Source organism: Stieleria varia (assembly GCF_038443385.1).
Classification (GTDB): Bacteria; Planctomycetota; Planctomycetia; order Pirellulales; family Pirellulaceae; genus Stieleria; species Stieleria varia.
This window is the reverse complement of sequence record NZ_CP151726.1, coordinates 9,619,601-9,643,968: the sequence shown is the minus strand read 5'-3', so window position 1 is coordinate 9,643,968 and position 24,368 is coordinate 9,619,601. Positions and strand designations below refer to the sequence as shown.

Genomic DNA, 24,368 nt, shown 5'->3' with positions numbered 1-24,368 from the left:
CGGTTAACATGCCATGGTAAGCGGAGTGTAGTGGCAGACCATGTTACGGTTTGGATGGGTGCTCTCGCTCAACTCCGTGACTCGCTGTTTGCAGAATTTATCCCAGTAGTCACTCTGAAATACCGCCCGCACGTTGAGCATGCTCCGTGCAGCTTCCAGCGTCCAACGCATCCCGCTTCGTTCCATGCGGTCCTTTACCAAGTGCCCGCACGCGCCTTCGATCACACCCGAGGCAATCGGGTAGCCTGCAGCAAGATATTCGTCGTAACGCATCCGATCCTTGTGTTTCTCGAAGTAACCACAGATGCGTCGAAGGTCTTTGAGTTTATCGCCCTTGAGTTTCCCAAGCGAACCCATTCGACGTAGCCCTCGGATCACCCCGTTGACCTCACCACGCAGGATTTTCAGCAATCGCTCCCGCGTAAACGCTGCTCGCTTTTCGCTGGATTTCTCGAACAATGACGAAGCCTCCCACACGTAAGTCGCTACGTGAATGATGTCCAAGATTGGCACCACTAATGGATCGTCGCCTAAGTGTAACTGCGCGACTTCCCAGAGGCTCTGCTGACCGTCCATTAACAGAATGATCACTTGGAGTTTCTTTCGGCGGACACTGACTTGATCTGCGAGCCATGCGATCCCCTCGTGGATACCGCTGATGGGAACCTCCGTATCGTCGTCCACGAAGGTCGCGGGAAAGTGAGCCGATGTGTGCTTGTGCTTTGGCCGCGGTCGTTTCTTTTTGCTCTTGCGTGATTGCGTGCCGGGTTCTTTGTCATCACGGAACAAGGCAGCGACAATTTGCTCGGCTGTGCGAACATAGGGATCGACGGTGTAAGCACTCGTGACCGTTGCCATGCGACGGTTTCCGGGCCGTTTCTTTGCTGTCTCAAAAGCAGCAACTTTGGCGGCATCGTCTTTGATCAAGGGAACGCCCTTGCAGTCGGCCGAAGCGACGAGAAGCTCGGCTTCATCCTTCTTTTTGGGCGTGGGCAAGTCGTCCAGAAAGGCATCGGCCTGGACCCCCATTCTCTGGCTGGTCTGTTCGAGCGTGTCGATCGAGAATTTCGCTCCGAAAACGAGTTCGAGATTATCAGCGGCCTGGTTGAATGCGGATTCGACGCAGAACATTTGGGAGAACTCTTGGAGCAGGTACGACCAGCGGTGCTCCGGCAGTTGCATGCGGGCGCTGATCGGATGCAGTTCGATTCTCTTGTTCTTTCCCGGGCTGTAGGTGTACTGTTGAAAGGCGTGTTCACCGAAAATCGACCGAACCACCGTGTCGGTCGGTTTCTCGCTGCGTCGCAGTGTTTTGCCTGATTCGCTGACCGCTTGATCACCAAGGTCCCCCTTGCCTTGGAGTTTGGTGAAGAGCTCCATCGCCAGAAAGCCGGTTTTCAAGACAAGATTCCACACGGCACGCTCTGTTTCATCGAAAGACTGGCCGCATTTAGAAGCATTGACGACGTGTTCTCGGATGGTGTCGCCGCACTGCTGCAGTTTCTCGGCGATTTGCTCGGGCGACTGCGGAAAAGAAGACGAAGTGGGGTTGTCAATATCGCTTGAATGTTCGACGCTCATTTCAGCGGCCTCCTGCCTTTGATACCTGGAAGTTAGAACCCAAATCATGGCAGGTTGGCCGCTTTTTGTTTACCCAGATTCCGCAATGCTCCGCAGAAGCCTCGCGGGTTGCCGGTCACACTCTCCTAGATGTTGACAACGGTGCACGCGTTCTGTTGCTACAATCAGTGCCGCTGATTCAGAATCCAACTTGAGGGATTGAAATGATGAGTTCCCCGCAGTTTGCCAAACGGTCACTTCCGACCCTCTTTTCCGTCCTGTGCAGGAGTCTTTGCTGCATCTGTCTGTCGCTCACGTCCGTAATTGTATTTGCTCAGTCGGCAACGTTGGAAGCGGAGTCGACCCGAGCGGGCTCCCGTTTGCGGGGTGCTGTCAAAACCAATTTCTTTGTGGATCCAGGATGGCAGTCAGAGGCATTTCCCCAGCACGCTGTGTGTTACTGCTCGGCAGACGAAATGGTGGAAATCTATGAGAAATCCAGCAAGCGAAAAGGCGATGTCATCACTTCGTATGAAGAGCCGACGGATGGTTCTCTGAGGATCGTGGGTACCGGCCACAGTTTCATGATGCCGGGCTACTCGACCTTGCCACTGATTACGCGAGCCGCTGGACTGCAGCAACCGGCACCTGTTTTGCACGTTGGAGGTGGAATCACTGGCAGCTCGCGCTACAAATGGGAAGAGGAAAACGGGATCTTTGGGTTTGACAAAAAACCGGTTCCCAAGCTGTTGTGTTCCATCGCGTGCGCGAAATGGGATGCGATGATGTGGGGACCTTACTACAACGACCGAACCGAATACTACGCATGCTGGATCGACTTCTGTCGCAAACACCAGCAGGACATGAAGTTCTATCTCTCGGACGCGTGGCCTCAACTGGATCAATTGAATCCTGTTCCCAAGAGCGAAGACGAATTGACCGATGAAGTTATCGCTCGAATGCATGATGAGAAGCGTGCAACGTACGGGCCGATCATCCGTGAACTCAATGCCAAGTACGGAGACTGTGTGTTCGTGTTGCCGACGTCACGCGCCATGGTGATCGCGGTCGAGTATTACCATCGTGGTGAGCTGCCCGGTGTCCAAGGATTGCACAAGGCGATCGGTGGCAAAGATCGCTCGCTGTGGCGAGACCGACTCGGGCACTTGGGGCCTGGGTTAGAGTCGCTGGAGGGCTATGTGTTTTATGCGACGCTGTACGGTCGTTCGCCTGAACTGATCGAGAATGAGATTCCATTGCCTCGCAAAAACGGCTATCCGAGCGAAGATCTGGATCGAGCGTTTCGCAAAATCGCATGGGAAGCCGTCACCAGCGATCCCATGTCGGGCGTCGTCGACGAAGACAAGAACGGCATCGCCGACGATCGATAAGCCGGATTTGGCGACGCGAAGGAGCAAGTTTTTTTGGGAAAAATCCGCTGAGCCATGACACACTTTCGAATCGAAATCCCTTTTATCTGATGTACCCGTCTTTGCCAAAGATGGCAGAGACCGACGCCTGATGACGCGTTTGACGTAAAACGCGGGCTTTTTGCGTCAAATGCATTCCGATGAGGCCGATTCCCGATTCAAGATGTCTGTGATCGCAGTTGCATTGAACGACTCGACGACCCGTCGTTTTTCGGCGATCGAGGGGATTTTTGACTACGCCCAATTGGCGCCCGACTGGGACGTTCATGTGCTGACCGGTGCGCCGGAGCAATGGCTGCACGGCCTCCGCGAGACCGCAGTGGACGGCATTTTGACATGTCTGGAATGTGCGGGATTCGCTTCAGCCGCATCGCTACCAGGTTGTTTTCGGCCGGTCGTCAATCTGGGATCACTTCACCCTCAGTACCCGAGCTTGGGGGTAGATCCAGAGAGCGTCGCAGACCTGGCCCTGGGCCAACTGCACGCCTCCTCGATCAAACGACTCGCGTTGGTCACAAGCCATCCTGAGGATGCCCTTTCACGAACACTAGCGAGAAAGGCTGTTGGTTTGGGGATGCCGTTTGACGTCGTTCCGATTGAGCTCGTCCCAGATCATGTCTATGGCATCTCACAGGGCTCGATTGATGCGTTGGCTGATTGGATGGGCGTCTCTGAGTCGCTGGGAATCGTCGCCTCGTGTGAGCGCGTGGCGATCTTGGTGAAGCGAATCGCCGACCGACTCGGAATCAACATTCCTAATCAGGTTTCGCTTGTTTCGGCGCGAGACTCGCTTGATTGTGGACTACCGACGCATCGTATTTCGGCCGTCGTTGAACCGACAAAGGAGTTGGGTTTCCGAGCGGCGCGGCTGTTGCATCGAATCTTGCGAGGGCAGTCAGAACCGACGACCGCCATCCTGTTGCCCGCAGATGGCGTTGTGCCAAGAGACACAACTGCTGCGCGAAATCCCGACCCTGCTGTTGCGATGGCAATGCGGTACATCGAGAAAAACGCGATTCGTGGCATCACCGTGTCAGACGTGCTGTCGACCCAAAAGGCATCACGCGTGACCTTTGAGCGACACTTCCGAGAGGTCCTGGGTTGTTCGCCGGGAGAGATGATTCGCGAGGTACGACTTCGTCACGCCATGCGTCTGTTGCTCACGACGTCCGACTCCATATCGGAGGTTGGGCAAGCGTGTGGGTTTGACTCCATCTCAAGCTTTTCGAGTTTCTTCAAGAATTGCCAGGGAATCAGTCCTCGTCATTTCCGGCTCAGGCAAGGCGGCACGCAGCGTGCATGACTCGAAACAAGCATGACTCACAGTGAAATCGAAGGGGTGACATAGGGGCTTTGCCGACACGGACTGAGTCAGTTTTCGTCTTTGAACGCGATCGTCGCTTCATGAAAAATCGCTTCGAGTGATTGACGAATTGACGCATCAATGGAGGGGTCCTGCAAAGCCTTTCGCAGAGGCTCCAGGGTGGAATCATCGACGAGCAAGCCGACCAGGTATTTCCACGCGACCGGCTTAGAGATCCCCTCACGTTTCAAGCGTAATGCATCATCCATATGGCGATCTAGCATTTCGAGCGAAAATTCGCAGAGGAGTTGGCGTTGTTCCTCGCTGACTTCGGGACGCGAAAGATGCCGACAGGCGAAGAAGATCACGGATTGATATCGAGATTCATAGAGTGTTTCTTCAGGTAGTTCGCCTCGTCGCGAAAACGCGTGCCGATAGTGAGCGATCGCCGGTTCAATCAGTCCGACCCGATTGCAGAAATCAGCTAGTACCAAGGACTCCGCCGCAGGGCACTCCTCACGAACGACGATGCTGCCGGGAAAGTTTCGTTGAATCTCCGCAAGCTGTTTGTACTTGTCTTTATGGCGATGGACGACATCCAAGGGGGGATCGCCTTCAGTCAAGTGTTCCGCCCGCGAAAGAAGGTCAGCCGCTTCGACGAACCTCGCCGTTTCAAACATGCAGTGCGACAGAAAGTAATTCGCCCGCGCAGAATCTGGTTCAGCGACGAGGATTTGTTGATAAATGGGTAATGCATCATCAAATTTGTTATCGATCAACAGGCTATCAGCGGTTTGCCACATCGAGCGCAAGTCAGTGGAGGCTGCGGGCACGGGCGTCGTCGGCTGGATCAGCGGATCGGGATCACGCTTGCCGATCGCAGCTGCACCAGCGATCAGTAGGGGCAGGCCGATCAGCAGGCACAGTGCGGTCGTTGCGAATACAATGCGTTTAGAAAATCCACGGCCCTGCTCCAGTGTTCTGAGCCGAGCGACGATCTGACCGGCATTGGCAGGACGATCGCCAGGTTCCAACGCCAAACATTCCAATGCAATCTGAATGAGACGCGGATCGGCGTCCACCGCACGCAGTCGAGTGTAAGCGGAGTCCAGCTTCGCGGTACCCGCACTCTGTAGCAACGGAGTGTCATCCGAGTCTGGTGCATACGGCGATGATCCCGTCAGGATTTTGCAAAGGATGGCACCGAGCGAGAATACGTCGCAGCGATAATCAAGTTTCTCGGTCTGGCCGCGAGCTTGTTCCGGTGACATGTAGGCTGGTGTTCCAAGGACGGTGCCAGTCGCCGTTGTATTTGGGTCAATCGTATTGCGAGCAAGCTGCTTGACCGCATGCTCGTTGGCAAAACGGATTTCGTCTTGTTCACCAGAGCCTATCTCTTTGGCCAATCCCCAGTCCATGACTTGGACTTCGCCGAACGCGCCGACCATGACATTGCTCGGCTTCAGATCGCGGTGGATGATGCCTTTCTGGTGTGCGTAAGCAACGGCCTCACAGACCAACTGAAAGTATCGCAGTGCAGCTTGCCGATCGATGGTCTTTGCCGAGAGTAGCTCGGCCAGCGTGTGTCCTTCGATCAGTCGCATGCTGACGAATGGCTGCCCATTATCAAACCATTCCAATTCATGAACCGGAACGATGCCCGGGTGCTGCAAGCGGCCACAGAGCCGGGCCTCGTTCTCTAGCCGTCGTCGCATCTCGTTCGAGTTCTGTTGAGTCAGCAGAACCTTGATCGCGGACTCTCTCTGCAAGTGGCGATCGAAGACACGCCAAACGGCCCCCGCTCCTCCACGGGCGATCTCGTGTATGAACTCGTAACGACCGTCATCGTCCAACTTTGCAAACGGCGACGCATCACTCTGGCTCGTTTGTGAGGCACTGGCAAAGGCCGCCCTGACAACCGCAGCATGCTGGGGAAAACGCGTCAAATACTCATCAATGGATACGTCATCTGTTGACGTCGAAATCGTTGGGTCACTCGACTTGGTCAGCGTGTCAGCGAGGGTCAAGCAAGACTGACGTAGCTCGATCTCGGTGGCCAACAATTCTTGGAGTGTGGCGTCGTGATCGACCGACGATTTTTCCAGCCAATCCTCCAGACGTGCCGAACCGGCTCGCCATGCGTCTTCGAATTCCCAACAAAGCTGATGTAGTTTGCGGCGCTGCGCGATCGTCAATCTGTCAGCTGTCATGCTCATCCAATTCGTGTTCCCAGATGTCGCGTATCAGACGGAGCATGCGTTGCACGGTCCGACGAGTTCGATTGAGTTTCTTGGCGATCTCGTCGTCTGTGTATCCGTCCAATTTCCAAAGAGCGACCCGTTCCAAGTGGGGGTCGTCGAGCTTTCGCAGCAGGTGTTCGCACTCATCGGAGACGCCCGCCTGGATCCATTCCACCGAAATGGGGTCCGGTAAATCGGTGCCCGTCGCGGGAGCACCACGTTTGTCGGCGGATTCGTATTCGGCGCGTCGATTGATTTTGCGAATCAAGATGGTCAGCATCAGCCGCCAAAGCTCATCATGACGCTGAACTGCGGGATAGTCGCCGTCCTGCAGCTTTTGACAGAGGACGCGAAACGTGCTGATCGCAGCGTCTTCTTCGTCGTAGGTCGCGCGAGGAAGTGTCCGCATTCTGGACCTTGCCAGATGCATCAACTGATGAAAATAGCGTCGCCAGAGTTCTCCAGCGGCCGACTCATCGCCGCGCCGCACGGCGTCGATCCAAACGGCGATTGAGTTTCCCTCATCCATTTTCATCCAAGCCAAGTGGCTGCCGACACGCTGGGCAGCTCGTGATGGTCATCAGAACCCTGTTTTAGTCGCATTCACGATAAAATCCTACCGCCAAATGTGAACATTTGAACCCCTGTGGCGGACCAGGAGATGGCGGCCCCTTCATTTGGTATCCCCAACAGTGGTCGCCGGTTGGCCCATTCCGCGAGGAGCGTAGCGATCGTTGGTGATGATGATCTTGTCGAGCTGGGCGCCGTCTTCACGTAAGGCAATAGCGAGAGTGTGCTGGCCCTCCGCCAGTGGGAGTGCATCTAGTTTGACCCAGTCCCAGCCACGTGTTCCCAATCCGTTGAGCATCGTAAAGCCGCCGTTGTCGACCTTGAGCCACAACGAATCGTCGTCCGCTGAGGGGCAGTTCAATCGCGCGAAAATGGAATAGCTCCCAGTCGTGTTCACTTGGAAATCAAACGAAACCGAACTTTCGCTATCGGAGGGTGCCGACTCAATGCTCTGGGTGCCAGGTTCGGCAGAAATATATTTACCGTTGGATGCCTGATCATCCACCGCGAACGCCCAATTCGAACCGACGGTCGCATTTTCGGCTTCGATGTTGATGGTTTCGAATCCTGTCATGTCGCGCGGCGGAAACACGGGCTCCTTTTTGCCCCACCATTGGATCCAGCGTTGATAATCCACCGCCTCAAACGGGCTGATGGTGACGTCGGTATTGGCCGTTTGCTTGTCGAGCAAGAACTTGTCGACAAAGGCTTCCACCTCAGGACGTTGCTCGTTGGGGAGTTGGCAGTGACCATGGCCAGCGACGATGGAAAAACCGAATCGATCTCCGATGCCGAATTTTTTCCAAACCTGATGCGCTGCGCGGCAAGAGACGTAGCCCGACTCGTCTGCCAGCCAAACAAAATCCGGATTGCCAAGAACCAACAGAGCGCGAGGCGCCACCATCGTCATCAATTCATGATGATCCATCGGCAGCTTGGCGACCTTGCTGCCTGAAAACTGAAACATGACTTCCATGAACCAAGCGTGGCTTGTCGCGCCGAGTGTTTCGACCTTTCCAAGTGTTTCCGAAACCCGCCACGCCGCTGCGCCACCGCCGCCGGGTTCTTGCGCGATGGTCAACGCAATCCGTTCATCAAACGCTCCGGCGAACAAAGCCATTTTGCCAGCGAAAGAGCAGCCGGTCACTGCGAGATGCTGCAAGTCAATCGGCAGATCATCTTGCACCAGTTCCAGACCATCGATCAAGCGACTGATTCCCCACGACCAAGCACTGTAGGCTCCCATTTGGGTCAACTCCGGATAGAGTTGGTTGATCGGTTCGTTGCCACGTCGCTGAGTGTGCGACATGACTTGATTGAAGTTATAGGCGATCATCGCGATCTTGCGGCTTTGAAAGATATCCGCTGGCAGGCTGCCTGATCCTCGTCCGATTCCGATCACAGCTGGAAAGGGGCCCTCGCCATCGGGCAGCGAGATTTGCGAGGTCAGAGTGAGCGTGTTTTTGTCGACCATCACGTTCACGGTCAGCTTTCCGTCCTCGTAGCTGGCTGTGATCTTTTCTGGTCGGGAAGGCTTTTCACCGATTTCATAGTGTTCGATTTCCGCTTTGATTTCGGCTCTGCGACGGCTCCATTGATCGAACGAGGAGACACGACCACTGCCATCGGACCACAGGAAAGGATCCGTGAGCGGCTCGACGATCGGCAAATCGTCAAGGGCGGGCAACACGGGTGCGGGGAAGTTTGCGCCGGTGTTCTCGACCGTATAAACCAAGGGGACTTGTCGGCTGGATTCTGTTTTGGCGTCATCGGTGATCCCGTAGGACGCAATGCCGAGCATGACGGCCAATAAGACAGTGATGATCCAAGCGAACCTTAGTGCGGAGCGATTCATTGGAGATCCTAGGTTTCGCTATTGAAAAAGACTGTCGATTTTTAATCTCGCATCCGGCGCGGCCAATGGCGATGTCATTTCGCCGGAGCGGAGAGTTGTCATCGATTGGTAGCCCGACGCGGCGGGATCGCGAAAAACGTGCATCGTCTCGTCACCCACATTGACGACCCAGTATTCAATGATGCCGGCCTTGGCATACAGGTCTGCTTTCCGCTGACGATCGAAGTTGATGCTGCTGTCGGCTACTTCGATTAGCAACAGAACCTCGGCCGCGATAGGATGACGATCCGACGGATGATCGGCTTTGACCCAGAGGACGTCTGGCTCAGGGCGGCTGACTTGATCTGGCAGACTCAAGCCACTTTGAACCCGCACGCGGATCTGATTGAAATCCGTGTTGTTGACGGACCAGTGATTCAAAAACTCGATGACGTGATCGTGCCTCGGACCGGCGGGGTTCATCGCCTGAATCTCTCCTTCGATCAATTCGATCTTTTGGCTCAGACCATCGAAAGCGCCCTTGGCGACCATTTCGTCGTATTCGCTAACCGTCAGTCTTAGAGAAGTGCTCATGGTTTGATTCGCCTGTGACAGGTTCGAACCATTATAGCATCGACTCGACCTGAAATGACACGTTTAAGTGGCACGTCAGGCGGTCAGCCGACGCGGCGGTGGTAGACGCCGCGTGGCGAAATGAAGCCGGAGGGTGTCTCAGCCGGCGAGCCGCGAGATGCGGTTTTGCGGGGCGGTGAGTTCTTCGGCGCTGGGTTGATAGCGGAACTGCATCAGGTAGGCGTCTTCGACGGTGTCGTCGTAGAAGTCTCGCAGGACCGAGATCGCTCGAAATCCGAGTGACTTGAAGAACAGTTGGGCGTCCAAGTTCGTCTCACGGACTTCCAACATGATTCGATTGCGTCGCTCATGGGACAGCTTGCCAAAGAGCTTGCTGCACATGGCGTTGCCGACACCTTGACGACGGCATTTCTCGTGAACGGCGAAGTTCAGGATATGCAGACGATTCTTGTGAAGTTCATAGATCATGAACCCCACGATCTCATCGTCCTTTTCGGCCACCATGCCGATGCAGTTGCGTTGACGCAAGCAGCGGATGAAGTCCTTTTCCGTCCACGCAAATTCAAAGCAATTTTGTTCAATCCCGAGCACGGCTGGCATGTCTCGTCGAATCATCCAACGGATATGCACGCCGACCGAGGTTTGTTTGGCTTGTTCCACTTCTGGACTCCTTTCCAGCAAATCGACACAGTTCCCGCACCCGATTGTCAGCAAACACGACAGGGTATGAAACCGAAGATCAGGTGTATCAGTGACGGGTCATTCAGGCCTTCCGTTGGCCCTGGATCGGGAGATTAGCAAAAGGTCTCTGCCGTACCAATACAGAAAGCGTCCCAAGAATGGTTGATGGGGTGAACCCTCGGTTTTTTTTGTGTTTTGCCGGAAAACAAAGGTCCAGAGAGGCACGGTGGCCATTGCCAAAGCCGCTTCCGGCAGCTTATCGGTCGCGAAAGCTGATGATCTCGTCGTCGAAATCGTCGGACAGCATTTGCGTATCGGTTGTGACCAGATGATCGGGCAAATTGCTGAGGAAGTAGGGCTGACTGGAGCCACTGGACGTCCATCGACGGTTTTGGTGCGGCACAAAAGCACCGTGCGAACGCATGGTGCCGGTCATGATCAACTCGTCTTTTGCCCGCGTCATCGCGACATACAAAACGCGACGCTCTTCCTCTTCCTGGGCGTCGTCTCCGATGCTGCGGGCGTGGGGATAGTTGCCCGGCGCGACACCGATCAAGTAGCAAACCGGCGCTTCGGTTCCTTTGGCGCTGTGGACCGTGATCAGTGTGACCAAGTCATCGGCATCCTGTCGCTGGGCTTCGGATTCCGTGATCGGGTCCAGCGTGTAGGTTTCGATGAACGACCGCACCGACTCGTGCTTACTTGCCAAACGTTGCAGCAGCGCAAAGTCCTTCAGTCTGCGGTCCCAGTCGTCGTATCTTTTTTCCAAAATCTTGCCGAGTACCTTGGACGCCGTTTCGATGGCCTCACGAGGTTTCTGCCAAGTCTCGATCACGGATTCGATCGCTGCAATCATTTCTTGTTTATCGGCCAAGCGTTTCCGCAGCAGCTTGACCGCATCGGCGATGTTGGTCAGTTGCAGAATACCGTCGATGGCTTTGGCAGCCGTCTTTTCGCCGATCCGCGGCCACAGCATCAGAAACCGCATCCAGGCCAATTGGTCGGTGACGTTGTCGATCACACGCAGCATGCTCAGCAAATCCTTGACGTGCGCCGATGCCAACAGCGTCGTTCCACCGACGAAGCGATACGGAATGTCGTTCTCGATCAAGGCGGCCTCGACACTGCGCGACGCGTAGGCGGTGCGAGTCAAGATCATGTGGTCACGCCAAGGTGTATTGCCGTTGTGGCGATCCATCAGATCGGTCGCAACCCAATCGGCTTCCTCCAAATCATCATCAACCTCCAGCAAGACCGGCTTGATTCCAGGTCCCCGTGCCGACCGTAGCTCTTTGTCGTATTTCAACGGTGATTGATTCAACAGCCAGTTGGACAGATCCAAAATCTCTTGAGTGGAGCGGTAGTTTTCATTCAGTTTCAGCGTCGTTGAATCCGGCACACGCTCGGCAAAGGAGTGAACATTCTGAAAGTCCGCACCGCGAAACGCGTAGATGCTTTGTGCGTCATCGCCGACGCAGAAAAGTTTGGCTGGATCACGAAGGCCGTCCAGGATCAACCACTGCAACGGATTGGTGTCCTGCATTTCATCGACCAGCAAGTGATCGTAGCGGGATTGCAGTTTTTGTCGGACCACCGCATCGCCGTGCAGTCGACGAGCAAAGAAATGCAGGATGTCGTCGTAGTCCAGATAGCGGCATTCGCGTTTGCGATCGGTGTAGTTGTTCAAGACCGCTTGGACTTGAGCGACGGTATCGGGATCCAGATCGGTGAACTCGACCAGATAGGTTTTGATGCCACGATTGGTGTTGCGAGCGTAGGAGGAGTAGTTGACCAAGTCGGCCGGCTTGGGGAATGCTGCATCCGTGCCGATCGTGGTCGCTCTCGCCAGCTTCATCAATTGCAGTTGGTCGTCGCGATCGATGATCGTCAGCTCGGGACACTGAAACAGATCGGGCCAGCGACGCAGATAGCTGAGGCAGAAGTTGTGAAAGGTGCCTGCAGCGATGGCATCGGCGGCCGCGCCGATTTGGCTTTTCAAGCGATACTTCATTTCGCGGGCGGCGCGACGGGTGAACGTCAGCAGCAACAAACGCCGCGCATCGGCCCCGGATTGAACCAGATGAGCGACCCGGGCGACGATCGTACTGGTCTTGCCTGTCCCCGCTCCGGCAAGCACCAGGGCGTGGCCGCCGGCGAATTCGGCTGCTTTTCGTTGACCTTCGTTCAGCTCCATCGCTGGCGTTCCCGCAAAATGGTGTCGCGTTTTCCCACTGTCAGCTTACGAGCGGCGCGGCGATGCGGAAAGGACATTGGCCGCTGATCGACCAGCCAGACCATGCGAATCTGGTGAAATTCCCACCAGTTGTGGGCCTATTCGGAACCACTGATCGATCCAGTAGAGTAATGGTACTACAGTAGAACGTTCCCGATCGGCACGGAGAGACGATTCGCGACTCTCCTCAGCCCTTCGGTGTCCGTTTCCTTGCAAGCATCCCAGCCACTATCCAGGAGCTTTCCATGCGTCTGATCAGTACCATATCGCGCCGAACTGCTGTTCGCAGTCTGTTGATCCACGGTGTTTCCGTTGCCACGTTGGCCTTGATTGCATGCGTACCGGTGGCCGCCGAGGACGCGGCGGTCGAAGCCGAGGCGAAGACCGAAACGGTGGATGTTTTTGGCATCGGCAGTCTGACCGTTCCCGCGGAATTCAAACGCGCCGAACGCCAAAGCCGAATCATCGATCACGAATTCCAAGCGACGAGCAAGAAAGTCGACCGCCCGGCACGTCTGACCATGATGGGCGCCAGCGGCGGTGTCGAAGCGAACATCAAACGTTGGAAGGGCCAGTTCAGCGGTGGTGATCCAGAGGCTCAAAAAGTCAAAGAGATGAAGATCGGCGACTGGACGGTCCACATGGTCGACGTCTCAGGTTCCTATGCCGAGTCGATGGGCGGTGGCCCCTTTTCTGGTGGCAAAGTCGTCCAGCGAGAAAACTACGCGATGGCCGGTGCGATCCTTGTCGAACCCAAAGGCCGAACGTTCTTTGTGAAGTTGATCGGGCCTGCGGAAGTCATCGCCGACAATCACGAAGCGTTCGTCAAGATGATCAAGTCGATCGAAAAGTAATCGACGTCGGGTTCTACCCACCACTGGCCTGACCCTCGCACGAAGCACACGTCATGAACATTCAGAGTTTCTTGGAACACCACGGGATTGTTCGCAACCCGTTCGCCGAAGAAGACGCGCAGACCGATCCAGTATTCAAAGAATACTGCATCAGCAGCGCTTATCATCCGATCTGGGATAAAGTCTACGGAGATCCCAGTGAACCTTCGACGGCAATGATCTTTGGCCCCAAGGGCTCTGGAAAAACGGCGATGCGACTGCAGATCGATCGTCATCTGCGCCAGTACAACGACGAACACCCGGGCAAGCGGGTGTATGTGATTCGCTACGACGATTTCAATCCCTTCTTGGACCATTTTTGCGAACGACTCAGTCGTCGCACCACTCGCAAACCTGAACGCGTGCTCGATGCGTGGCGTTTGTGGGACCACATGGATTCCATCCTGTGCTTGGGCGTGACGCAATTGGTTGATCAAGTGCTCAAGACGGATGAGAACGGCAGCGACCTGGATAAACAGCAATTGCGAAACTTGGATCGCACCGCATCCCGGGACCTGTTGCTGTTGGCCGCTTGCTACGACCAATCCAACGATTCATCCTTTACCGGACGTTGGGATTCGTTGCGAAAACATTTGCGGTATGGCAATTTCATGGCGAAGGCGAGCGGATGGTTCGCCGCCGTTTGGGCGGTCGCCGTGTTGTTGTTGTTCCTCTGGTTGATGATACGCGGCAGCGGAGAAACACAGCCGCAGGACGTTCAGGCGGGCGCTGCCAAACCGCAAGTCCAAATGGCGTCAATGTTGGCCGAGGACACCGCGACGGAGGAACAGGTCAGTGACGCTCCGTCGACCGTTTGGGATTACCTGTGGGTCGCCCCGTTGTTGATCGTGATCGGTGCCGCGCCCTATTTGATTCGGCTGTCCAAGTGCCAATGGGCCGCGATGGGCATTCGGCGTCACATGCGAGTCGGGCGTCGCGAGATCGGTTCGATGCGAAAGGTTCTGCACTGGATTCCCGACAAAGAACTCGCTAGTCAACCGTTGCCCCGCTACGACCGAACCGACGATCGTTATGAGTTGCTTAACAAGCTTCAGTCGGTGCTGGATCGTCTAGGCTACAAGGGGACGATCGTGTTGATGGACCGTGTCGATGAGCCCCACATGACCGGCGGCAAGCCCGAGTTGATGCGGCGTTTTGTTTGGCCGATCCTGGACAATAAGCTGCTGAAACATCCCGGCTTGGGTTTCAAGATGATGCTGCCGCAAGAGTTGCATCGCGACATGGAGCGAGAGTCACGTGACTTTCACGAACGTGCGCGTCTGGACAAGCAAAACGTCATCCCGTCGTTTCAATGGACCGGCGAATCGTTGTACGACTTGGCGCGTGCACGCATGATGGCGTGTGCCGATCAGGGACGCTCGCCAGAACCCAAGGATCTGTTTCAATCCGATTTGGATTACCAGAGAATGATCTCGGCATTCCAATCCTTGCGTGTGCCGCGTCACCTGTTTCGATTTCTGTATCGCGTGTTGGTCGATCACTGCAATCGCTACACGGATGCCAATCCGGAGTTCAAAATCAAAGCCGAAACCTTTGAAACCAACTTGGCGGTGTACGCCCGCGAACTTGATCCCTCGGTCAACTGAGGGCCTCGATGCAGTGGATTCGAACGCACGCGATCTTGCTCGCGATGTGCTTGCCGATCGCGTTGTTCTTTTTCATCAGCGCGATCGTTCCGCACGAACGCGTTGACGGTCCCAGCGGCATCGACCCCATGCCGTTCCTGTGGATGAACGTGATTCGTGTCGTGGCGATGGCATGCGCGATCGGTTTGTTCGCGAAAACCATCCTGAATGTCTTTCCCCTCCGAGTCGACCATTGGGGACTGCTGGTCGGCGTGATCGGCGGCGTCATTTGGATCGCACTGTGTAGATGGGGGATCGAGTCGCAGTTGACCGCCGCATTGGGGTTTTCGGAATCACTGTTGGGGCAACGTAGTGGACTGGATCCCTGGCAAGCCTATCCGGAGGCAAGCAGCCTGTACGCCTTCCTGGGTTTTCGCTTTGCGTTGCTGGTGGTGTGCGTCCCGATTGCAGAGGAGCTGTTCCTAAGGGGATTCTTCATGCGAGCGGTCGATCAGGGTGAATGGGAATATTTACCTTTGAAATCGGTTGGATGGACCGGATTGATTGCCGGGACCGGTTACGGGGTGTTAACGCATCCGTCGGAGTTTTTTGCCGCTGCGGTCTGGTTTTCGTTGGTAACTTGGCTGATGGTCCGAACCAACCGGTTCTGGAATTGCGTGCTAGCTCACGCTGTCACCAACTTGATTCTCGGCCTGTACATCGTCTGGGCGGGCCACTGGGAGCTGTGGTGACGCGTCAGGCGGAGGGTTGGACTATAGTGTTCGTTAAGTTCTCGTCTCCGTTTTCATGTCCCGCACTCTGACGTCTCATGGGCATCCACTTCGCCTGCCACGCGTGTGGTAAAGCACTGAACATCAAACAGGAACTCGCTGGCAAGCGTGGCATCTGTCCCGCGTGCCGTGTTCGTTTTCGTATTCCGCTCCGCGACGCCGCAACCTCCCAGCCGGCGGATCCGTCCGATCATGGCACGGGAGATGTCACGTCACGGCAGCCGGCGAGCAAGCAAAGCCAGACGGAAACCAGCAGTACACAACGGGCATCCTCTCACCCGATCAGCTCTCTGGAGTTGCTCTCGGGTGACCCCACCGCGAATTGGTACGTCCGACCTCCCAGCGGCGGTCAGTATGGTCCGGCAACGGGAGATGTCTTGCAGCAATGGATCGACGAAGGTCGTGTGGCGACCAAATCGTTGCTTTGGCGAGACGGTTGGCCCCAGTGGCGGGAAGCAAGCGAAGTGTTACCGGAACTCGCTCAAGCGTTGCCGTCGGCGGGTGAAACGTTTGGCTATGAAGACACCCCGTTTTCGCGTCGCAGTTCGTCGAGGCCTCAAAAGAAGGTCACCGAGAATCCATTGAACCGACCGATCGAAGACGAGTCCCAGGTTCAACGCCTCTCGGGTGCGAACGACTTGGGAAAAACACGCCGCGAACGAACGGCCAAACGTGGCATGATGATCGCGGGACTCGCCTCCGTTGCCATCGTTTTGCTGGTCGTATTGATCGTGGTGGCAACCCGCGGTTGAATGAGCGTCTGTCTTAGGAATTCGGGTTGTGATCAAGCAGCGATCCGCAAGTTTCAGTCACCTCCCCCGGCGCAGCTGGGAGAGGTGGCAGTGGACGTCGTTTAACGACTAGCCGCAGGCGTCATCGCCGCAACCAACCGGATTACACCGCAAACTCAGACGCTGCTTCCGCCTACGCTTCCGCCTACGCCTTCGGCTACGGGTCAAACGCAACTGGATCGCGATTCACTCTTGCACGCGTCATGGTTTGGGGGCCGTTCGCTCCGCGAACATGGTCTTCAGACGTCGAGTCATGTTCTGATCCCACTGTGGCGGTTGCGTGACGGAGATCCAACCGTCGATGTAACTGGATGGCGAGTAGTTGTGTCCGTATCCGATCGGAACGGTGGTCGCCATCGGCAGGTCGAAAGCGACTTGCAGGAAAGTCACTAAGGGATACCAACGCAATTGTGGAGAAACGTCTGGTCCACGCTCATCGCCGAGCCACTCCGGTCGACTCCAGGCAAGCTCGGGGGAAAACCAGACCATCGGGTCACTTGCGTATTGAATGTAAACACTTCGCATCGGTCCCCATGCCTTGCCGGAATCCAAATGGTTTTCCTGAGCTGTGAATCGCAACATGCGACCGTCGCGAAACTCGGGCATCCAGATCGGTGTTCCTTCGTTTCGGTTGCGGACGGCCTGACGCCAATGGGCACTCGGGAATGGAGGACCGCTCCACAAAGCTCCGTCAATCGGATCTTCAAAGATGCTGTACATGTCCGCCGACATCTCAGAGCCCAGTGAACCGAGGCTCAGGCCTTGCAAGTAAAGACGCGGGCGAGAGTCCTTGGGCAACGTCTTCCAGTGGCCGTAAATCTCGTCAAAAAGCGCGACTGCGGAATCGATCGATCGTCGAGGGTCGACCAAGATCGTGATCCAACTGGGCAAGTACGAGTACTGGGTGCTGACCATCGCGGTATCGCCACCGTGAAGGTATTCCACGGTGTCGACCGCGGAGGGATCCAGCCATCCGGTTCCAGTCGGTGTTGCGATGATCAGTACCGAGCGATCAAAGCCGCCCACTCGTATCAATTCCTGCAACGCCAACTCGGCACGCTCCTCAGGTGTCGAACGCGAACGCATGCCGACGTAAACACGAATCGGATCCTTTGCCTCTCGCCCCAAGAATTCGCTGATTTGTTCGCGTGTCGGTCCATCGACCAAGAAGCTTTTCCCTTGGCGACCAATCGATTGCCATGCGACCAGGGACTCTGTGCTGCCGGTTTGCAACTCGCGTGAGGGTTGCGTCTCGCTTTCTTCCGCATGCTCATCCAGGTTCAAGAAAAACGAATCGGCAACATTCAGCAAGCCGACCGCGAGCAGATCGTTGGTCAAAAAGAACGTCAGAAAGGCAACCAGAGCGAAGCCGGATGCCAACGCGATGCGTCGTGGCAGGAAACTTTGTAGCTTGGTCGCGACGTAGCGACATGCGGCGAGAAAGAGTCGCCCGGCAGCAACCAGCAAGGCTCCCCAAAGGAGAGCGATCGCGGCGGTTCGATAGGGATATGCCGTCTCCAGCAGTGGCATCTCCATCAACTCGCGAATCGAGTTCTGCCAATAGGTCATTCGCCACAGGAATGTCACGAAAACGATCGCAACCACGCCGACCGTGATGCGTTTTGAGATGAGTTGGATGCGACCGCTCGGCTGACGCAGTTCCAGAAATAGATAGAGGGCAACCGAAGCGACACCGAGGGCGTAGCCGATTGCGATCGAAAAACCCGAAAGCAATCCTTGAAACAGATAGTTGCGGGGCAGCAGTGAAGGGGTAACTGAGATGGAAAAGAAAACCGTCGCGATCGTGAGCCCGACGAAGGAGAACGATCTCCAGTATTCTTTGACTCGTTTTTTCACTGGTGACCGTTCGTTCTTTCAATGGAGGTGGAATGCGGAGCGAATGACACTCCGTGCGATCGACAGTCGCTGGACTTCACGTATTCGCGTCTCTCGGGACGTGCGATTAATAAGTTACCGCTTGCGGATTGTCGTTCGACTCTCCGAGTCGACAACGTACAGTGGAGAACGCTATCGACTTGGAAAGTCGAGCGACAATTGTTTACCGCACGTCCCCCGAGACGCGAAACTCCGAGCCTCGGTGAGGCTCGGCTACGTGTCTCTACAGTCGGCGGGAACGTTTCACCGCGATGATCTTGTAGCCTGGATACTGTTGCAAAACCATCTGGGAAGCGGTCTCACTATCATTGGCGTGAACAGGAACAACGATGCGGCGACCGTAGGCCACTCCGGCGGGTTCCAAAAGGACTTCCCAGACCTTGATCAAGCCGGTCGCACGCCCGATCATTTCCAGCTTCAACATCTCCATCTGTTGTTGCTGCTGGCGGTCACGATGGTACTCCGCCGCCTGGGATTGAACGAGCAAGTCTTCGCGGCTCCTGGCTTCTTCGTCTGCCGTTTGCGCGACCCACTGATTCCATCCCGGCTCCAGGATGGCCAGGTCCTCGGGTGAAAAGAGAAAGAACGGAACGCCGATGACGTCTCCGCTTTCCAGTTCCATCAACACGCCCTCCAGCGGGTAGCTCTTGATGTTCGGTCCCAACGTCCGGGCCCACTTTTCCAGGCCGGTTTTGTCCATTTCGGTGCCCTCCAGATGTGAGAGCGTACGCAATACCACGGTTTTCTTAAGATCACTGAGTCGGTCAAAGGGCTGATCATTGATCATCACCTTGCCGAGCTGTCGCTGAACGTTCAGTTGTTTCCTGCCGTACGCCAACACCCTGCCACGTACCTTCAGGCCTCTCGCCGAGGTCCAAGTTTGCAGTTGGCTGGATTCCTTTTCCGTTTGCTCGGCGGCCTCTTTTGACCGGACGTACTCTTTGTCGGCGTCGGAAAGCTCGGCCAGTTCGACGGCAACGAGGCTGCCCTTCAACCGACGCAGTACGACGGTTGTGTCATTGAAAGCGATCAACTCGGCTTCGAGTGTGTAGGCACCGTTGGTGCTGGACCATTGTCTCGCGTTGGCGAGTTGCGGCATCCAGGCCAGCGAGAGAACACAAAGCAAAACGTGTGGCAAGAGTCGTTGCATGAAAGAAATCCAGAATCGAGGCGGATTGACTGGGTTCTACTCTAGCAAGTCGGCCTTCGTGTTCAACCGAAATGCTGTCCTGTCCAGCTCTATGTCCAGGCAAATTGGGCGGCGTGGCTGCGATGCGACAGGCTGCTCAATTTTAGCAGCACCGTGTCGCCCGCTTTGATCCCAGCGGGCGGGTCACCGAGGACCGGACCGATGTGGCGTTTGCCCTCCAGCCTTGCTCTCCAGCCACCACGCCGCGTCCTTTCGTCCAGCAGAACACAGCGAACCCATTCGCCGCTGCGGATTCGTCGCTGCTCCACACCGGGTGCTTCGTCGCTAAAGTAGCGTTGAAAGCCGCCTTGGATTTGCGGGACCGGTGCCCACTCGCCCTCGATCGCCGTGCCGACCCACTGTTCGACGTACACCCGACGTGGTCGCCTGGGATCGGCCATCACGACGTGATGCTCTCGTTCCAAACGGGCTTGGTGGCGAAGGCAGGCTGCCTCCGCAATCCGACGTGCCGCTCCCAGCGTGGGGGCAGCTTGAAAGAGAGCCACATCGCCGCCGGCTTGCGTGACCATGACGCGGAAAGAACGGGCAACGACGACTTGGCAGACGACAACTCGGCCGAGGGTGGAATCGAAATCACTTTCTCGCAACATCTTGCTTGCTCCAACATAGGAAAACGAAGATGGGCGCGTAGCTCTACCACCGCGGTAGACGCGACCACCTTGAGTTCAGATGTTGAAGATGAAGTTGCTAGTGCATGATTCAGGAATCCCGAGAGGGCGAGAGGTGCAGGGAGTGTGCCTTACCCAACAAGAGTCACGGCGGGTGAAACAGGTTCACACAAAAAAACGGTCCCGCATCGAGGGACCGTTGGTAGGTCATGCTTTGCATGACGTGATCCGTAGAACAAAACCGGGCCGCACCTGATGTCACTAGTGCCGCGGGAACGAACTAATGTGGCTTGAAGATTTCCTAACCCGACGCGTCAGCGAGGGATAACGGGAAAATCCCTCGCTGACGCGTCGGGTTATGAAGCAAGCTCAATTCGTTCCCGCAGCACTAGTGCATCGTCCAGACTTGATTTTGGGGTTAGCCGTTTTGGCGATAGCCACGGTTGTGTCGCGAAAACCGTGGCTAACGCCAAAACGGCTCATTGATCGAACCCGCGTTCTAAGACTGGACGAAGCACTATGAGGTTCCCGCGAATCCGGGTCGCCAAGCGTCAAGACAGGCGTGCCGCATTTCGTCATGCAGAGCATGACCTACGATTGCTTTAGCCGACCATGCCGCCGTCGACGACGATGGTTTGGCCGGAGATGTAGCCGGCGCTCTTGGATGCCAGGAAGAGAACTGCGGCGGCGACGTCTTCGGGATCTCCGACGCGTTTAGCGGGAATGCGTTTTTTCACTTCTTCCAAAACCACGTCGCCCAACTCGGCGGTCATCTCGCTGGCGATGAATCCCGGTGCCACTGCGTTGACGGTCACGCCGCGGCTGACAAGTTCTTTGCTCATCGTCCGCGTCATGCCGATCATGCCCGCCTTGCTGGCGCTGTAGTTGGCTTGGCCTGGGTTGCCGATCAACCCCGAAATGCTGGCCATGTTGATGATCCGCCCGTACTTGGCTCGACGCATGATCCCGGCGGCGGCTCGGCAGCACACGAAACACGATGTCAGGTTGGTCGCGATCACCGTATCCCATTCATCGTCGGACATCCCACGCATCAGCTTGTCACGCGTGACGCCGGCGTTGTTGACCAGGATGTCCAGCCGTCCGTGTTCTTTGGCGGCGCCTTCGATCGCGGCCGCCGCGGCTGCTCGATCGGTGACGTCACAGGCGACCGCTTGAGCCTTTCCACCGGCGGCTTCGATCTCACTGACCGTGGCGGCAAGTTTCTCAGCATTGCGAGCCAGACAAACGACGGTGGCACCGTTGGCGCCCAGGGCGATCGCGACGGCTTTGCCTAGCCCTTGTGAGGCTCCCGTGACAACGGCGACTTGATCGGAAAGGTCGGCAGAGATGGAGAGCGTCATGATGGATGGTTGGGATTGGAAGGTGAAAGACGTGATTGGGTTGGGGTGCTGGATCGCCTGTGCGATCGACAAAGGCTTATTGGGTCATTCTCGGTTTGTTTCTCGGGTTCAGTCCCCGTCGCCGAAGCCATCGGTGGGACCTTTGCGGCCGAACTTGTCGATGCGTTTCAGGATGCCACGCAGGACTTTGCCGGTGCCGGCTTCCAAGAATCCTTCAATGCCGTCGTCGATCATCTGCTCGATCGAAGCTTCCCACTGCACCGGCTGGACGACTTGTCGGCTGAGCAAGTCCCGGATCTCATCGGGGGCCTGGTGCGGTTTGGCGTCCACGTTGCTGTAGACGGGGATTCGGGTTTGTCGAATCGGCATCTCCGCGAGCGCTTCTTGCAAACTCTGAACGGCTGGTTGCATCAACGGCGTGTGAAAGGCACCGGCGACGGCAAGACGTACCGCTTTGGCACCGGAGGCTTCCAGGCGATCCACGGCGGCGGTGTGTCCTGAGACGGCGATGTTGCCCGAGCAGAGCAAGTTGGCGGGTTGCAGGATTTCGCCGTCGCCGCGATGGTCATCACAAAGCTTTTGGACTTCCTGCAGCGACATGCCCAGGACGCTGGCCATGCCACTGTCCACTGCATCCGCAGCGGCTTGCATGGCGACGCCGCGTCGGTGAACCAATCGCAACGCATCGGGGAAATCGAGACCACCGGCAAAGCAAACTGCGGTGTATTCGCCCAAGCTCAATCCGGCCGTGGCGACGACGGACTCGATACGCTCGGGATGATGCTCGGCCAAGACGTTGGCGGCGGCCATCCCGACGACAAACAAAGCGGGCTGACTGAACTCGGTCTGGTTGAGTTTTTCAGCGGGGCCGTCTTGGCACAATTGCGCGAGGTCGTAACCGAGGATCTCGCCCGCCTCGTCAAAGAGCTTCTTTGCAGTCGGGTAGGTTTCGCACAACCAGCGGCCCATACCGACATTCTGAGCGCCTTGACCGGGGAACAGAATCCCGGCCTTCTTCACGTCCAATGACACGGGGCTTCCTCCGCTAGGTCCGACTTTGATTGGTGGAACCGCTGTTGATGCGGTCCGCTATCGACACGTACCGCAGACGTCGGGATTCTCGGATGAGAATGAAACCGATGAGCACAGAACCGATCGGTACAGAACCAACGAGTCACAGACGGCCAGAAAGAATTTCGCCGACCGAAGTTCTATTCTTCGGTGGATTCGACGACAGTACGACCTTGATAGTAGCCGCATTTCGGGCAGATCGTGTGCGTCGGCGTGGCGGTGTTGCACTGTGGGCAATAGCCGACCTGGCGGCGTTTGACCTTGTGGTGGCTACGACGTTTGCCGCTACGGCTGTTGGAGTGTTTTCGCTTGGGGACAGCCATGGCTTCTGTCTGTCAGTCTGTAAAGGGAATTTGGGATGAATTTGGCCCAGCATCCTACGAATGACCCCGGCAGGTCGTCAATGGACGATTGCCAGTTTGGGGCCGATTTTTGGGTGCGAATTGGGAATTTGGGTCGTTTCAGGCCGGCGGTTGATAGCTTTGGGCGGGCCGGACGGTGGGCGAGGCTCTGGATTTCGCGTCCGGAGAGACGTGGACGGACTGACGAGCGGCTTCGCTGAGAACGCGTCTGGCAATTGCGTGCGAAACGCTGCAGCCCGCTATCGACGTGGAACGTCGAGCGACAATGACTCTGGATTTCGTGTCTCGGAGAGACGCGGCTACGTGATTTTTCGGGCGACCATCATTCCGAGGTGTTCTCGGCTGGCGGCCAAGTACGTGAATTGAATTTCGCCCAAGCCGGCTCCCAACATGAGTTGCTGGGCTTCTTTGAGGCTGCGGACGTAACCCGCGCCCGTCCCGGTCGCAATCCGTAACGCGCCGATGGACTCCGTCAGCGTCGGTCGCGATTGGCCGCGAAAGACGTCGACCAACACGACACGTCCGCCCGGCTTGGTCAGCTTGGCCGCCACGCCCAGCATCGATACAGCAGCCTCGGAGCTCAACACGCTCAATCGCTGAGCCAACAGCACCAAGTCAAACGATGCCTCGTCCAAAGTGTCGGCCCAGTCCATTTCACCCGACTGCAAATCGGCTTCGACCAACTCCATGCGATCGGAAAGTTCGATCGAGTCGCCGGTCGATTTGGCCGCTTGGAGCGCACCGCGATGGTCCACCGCGACGAGAGTCGATTGGGGATCGTGATGGGCGATCGCACAACTGAAAACGGCCGAGCCGCATCCCAGGTCCAAGATCCTGACGCCTTGCGGTTCGCCTTCGCCACCGATGTTCAAGATCTCTGCGGCTTGGATCGCCGCGCCGGTTTGCGACCACTGCGTCGCCGCCGTGTGATCGACCATCGCTTGATCCATCTCCGGTGCAGCCACGTTGGGACGACCCTCACGCAGTTTCTGCTCAAGTCCCGACCAGGCTTCATCACCGAAATCATGGTCGTACTGGCACAACAATTGAGCCGCCCGCGCGAGCGCGAAATCTTCGCCGTATTGCTCGACAATCCCGATCGAGATCAGCGCGTCCAGGAACAATGAGGTGATCGCAGTGTCCAGCGATAAGTCCGCGCAGAGTTGATCCAACGTCTTTTGCCCCCCACGCAACGCATCCAAGACTCCTGACGTACGGGCAGTGCGTAGCAGATGCGACATCGCATTGATTTGCATCCACTGGTGGTACTGTTGCAGCGTGCGATCTTGTGCAGAGCTGGCAGCGGATGCGCGTGGGTCCGAGTCGTCGTTTGATTCGTCAGGTGTGGACACGG

20 protein-coding genes are annotated in these 24,368 nt (G+C 56.5%); 6 read left to right on the top strand and 14 right to left on the bottom strand.

What is annotated here, in order from left to right:
- Positions 1 to 3: 3 nt before the first annotated feature.
- Positions 4 to 1,581 (bottom strand): ISKra4 family transposase, encoded by a 1,578-nt coding sequence (locus tag Pla52nx_RS32590; protein ID WP_197455184.1) that lies wholly within the window; start codon positions 1,579 to 1,581, stop codon positions 4 to 6.
- 431 nt (positions 1,582 to 2,012) lie between these two features.
- Here Pla52nx_RS32590 and Pla52nx_RS32585 point away from each other — a divergent pair, with 431 nt between their 5' ends.
- Together Pla52nx_RS32585 and Pla52nx_RS32580 are read left to right on the top strand one after the other, a co-directional pair.
- Positions 2,013 to 2,951, top strand: coding sequence for a hypothetical protein (locus tag Pla52nx_RS32585; RefSeq protein WP_342190307.1), 939 nt, complete (start codon positions 2,013 to 2,015; stop codon positions 2,949 to 2,951).
- Positions 2,952 to 3,153: 202 nt separating this feature from the next.
- On the top strand, positions 3,154 to 4,293 hold the full coding sequence (locus Pla52nx_RS32580) for a helix-turn-helix domain-containing protein (RefSeq protein WP_197455042.1): 1,140 nt from the start codon (positions 3,154 to 3,156) through the stop codon (positions 4,291 to 4,293).
- A 68-nt stretch (positions 4,294 to 4,361) separates the two neighbouring features.
- Here the strand turns inward: Pla52nx_RS32580 and Pla52nx_RS32575 are convergent, their stop codons facing one another.
- The 6 genes from Pla52nx_RS32575 to Pla52nx_RS32550 form a co-directional block, all read right to left on the bottom strand.
- Positions 4,362 to 6,503, bottom strand: a complete 2,142-nt coding sequence (locus Pla52nx_RS32575; RefSeq protein ID WP_197455043.1) for a protein kinase domain-containing protein — start codon at positions 6,501 to 6,503, stop codon at positions 4,362 to 4,364.
- Complete coding sequence (locus tag Pla52nx_RS32570) at positions 6,493 to 7,062, bottom strand: ECF-type sigma factor (protein WP_197455044.1); 570 nt, start codon at positions 7,060 to 7,062, stop codon at positions 6,493 to 6,495. Before Pla52nx_RS32570 ends, Pla52nx_RS32575 begins: the two co-directional genes overlap by 11 nt.
- Before the next feature lie 144 nt (positions 7,063 to 7,206).
- On the bottom strand, positions 7,207 to 8,958 hold the full coding sequence (locus Pla52nx_RS32565; RefSeq protein WP_197455045.1) for a hypothetical protein: 1,752 nt from the start codon (positions 8,956 to 8,958) through the stop codon (positions 7,207 to 7,209).
- An 18-nt stretch (positions 8,959 to 8,976) separates the two neighbouring features.
- On the bottom strand, positions 8,977 to 9,531 hold the full coding sequence (locus tag Pla52nx_RS32560) for a Uma2 family endonuclease (RefSeq protein ID WP_146523039.1): 555 nt from the start codon (positions 9,529 to 9,531) through the stop codon (positions 8,977 to 8,979).
- 138 nt (positions 9,532 to 9,669) lie between these two features.
- Positions 9,670 to 10,146: a ribosomal protein S18-alanine N-acetyltransferase gene (rimI, locus tag Pla52nx_RS32555; protein WP_146523129.1), complete on the bottom strand. Its 477-nt coding sequence runs from the start codon at positions 10,144 to 10,146 to the stop codon at positions 9,670 to 9,672.
- A 322-nt stretch (positions 10,147 to 10,468) separates the two neighbouring features.
- Positions 10,469 to 12,406, bottom strand: coding sequence for an ATP-dependent helicase (locus Pla52nx_RS32550; protein WP_146523040.1), 1,938 nt, complete (start codon positions 12,404 to 12,406; stop codon positions 10,469 to 10,471).
- A gap of 284 nt (positions 12,407 to 12,690) precedes the next feature.
- Here Pla52nx_RS32550 and Pla52nx_RS32545 point away from each other — a divergent pair, with 284 nt between their 5' ends.
- From Pla52nx_RS32545 to Pla52nx_RS32530, 4 genes are all read left to right on the top strand, one after another.
- Positions 12,691 to 13,299, top strand: coding sequence for a hypothetical protein (locus Pla52nx_RS32545; RefSeq protein WP_146523041.1), 609 nt, complete (start codon positions 12,691 to 12,693; stop codon positions 13,297 to 13,299).
- A 53-nt stretch (positions 13,300 to 13,352) separates the two neighbouring features.
- On the top strand, positions 13,353 to 14,945 hold the full coding sequence (locus tag Pla52nx_RS32540; protein WP_146523042.1) for a hypothetical protein: 1,593 nt from the start codon (positions 13,353 to 13,355) through the stop codon (positions 14,943 to 14,945).
- A gap of 8 nt (positions 14,946 to 14,953) precedes the next feature.
- Positions 14,954 to 15,676, top strand: coding sequence for a CAAX prenyl protease-related protein (locus Pla52nx_RS32535; protein ID WP_146523043.1), 723 nt, complete (start codon positions 14,954 to 14,956; stop codon positions 15,674 to 15,676).
- A gap of 77 nt (positions 15,677 to 15,753) precedes the next feature.
- The gene (locus Pla52nx_RS32530; protein ID WP_146523044.1) at positions 15,754 to 16,467 is read left to right on the top strand and encodes a DUF4339 domain-containing protein; all 714 of its coding nucleotides are present in this window, start codon (positions 15,754 to 15,756) and stop codon (positions 16,465 to 16,467) included.
- A gap of 240 nt (positions 16,468 to 16,707) precedes the next feature.
- On the opposite strand, the gene Pla52nx_RS32525 is transcribed toward Pla52nx_RS32530, so the two are convergent.
- The 7 genes from Pla52nx_RS32525 to Pla52nx_RS32495 form a co-directional block, all read right to left on the bottom strand.
- Positions 16,708 to 18,363 (bottom strand): alpha/beta hydrolase, encoded by a 1,656-nt coding sequence (locus Pla52nx_RS32525; RefSeq protein ID WP_146523045.1) that lies wholly within the window; start codon positions 18,361 to 18,363, stop codon positions 16,708 to 16,710.
- Between the two features lie 262 nt (positions 18,364 to 18,625).
- A complete protein-coding gene (locus Pla52nx_RS32520) occupies positions 18,626 to 19,552 on the bottom strand; it encodes an SHD1 domain-containing protein (RefSeq protein WP_231742690.1) in 927 nt (308 codons plus the stop codon).
- Positions 19,553 to 19,641: 89 nt separating this feature from the next.
- Positions 19,642 to 20,202 carry a hypothetical protein gene (locus tag Pla52nx_RS32515; protein ID WP_146523046.1) on the bottom strand — a complete coding sequence of 187 codons (561 nt, stop codon included), beginning with the start codon at positions 20,200 to 20,202 and terminating at the stop codon, positions 19,642 to 19,644.
- Positions 20,203 to 20,822: 620 nt separating this feature from the next.
- Positions 20,823 to 21,581 (bottom strand): 3-oxoacyl-[acyl-carrier-protein] reductase, encoded by a 759-nt coding sequence (fabG, locus tag Pla52nx_RS32510; RefSeq protein WP_146523047.1) that lies wholly within the window; start codon positions 21,579 to 21,581, stop codon positions 20,823 to 20,825.
- Positions 21,582 to 21,689: 108 nt separating this feature from the next.
- On the bottom strand, positions 21,690 to 22,613 hold the full coding sequence (fabD, locus tag Pla52nx_RS32505; RefSeq protein WP_146523048.1) for an ACP S-malonyltransferase: 924 nt from the start codon (positions 22,611 to 22,613) through the stop codon (positions 21,690 to 21,692).
- A 179-nt stretch (positions 22,614 to 22,792) separates the two neighbouring features.
- On the bottom strand, positions 22,793 to 22,975 hold the full coding sequence (gene rpmF / locus Pla52nx_RS32500; protein WP_146523049.1) for a 50S ribosomal protein L32: 183 nt from the start codon (positions 22,973 to 22,975) through the stop codon (positions 22,793 to 22,795).
- Positions 22,976 to 23,313: 338 nt separating this feature from the next.
- Positions 23,314 to 24,366 carry a methyltransferase domain-containing protein gene (locus tag Pla52nx_RS32495; RefSeq protein ID WP_231742691.1) on the bottom strand — a complete coding sequence of 351 codons (1,053 nt, stop codon included), beginning with the start codon at positions 24,364 to 24,366 and terminating at the stop codon, positions 23,314 to 23,316.
- Positions 24,367 to 24,368: the final 2 nt, after the last annotated feature.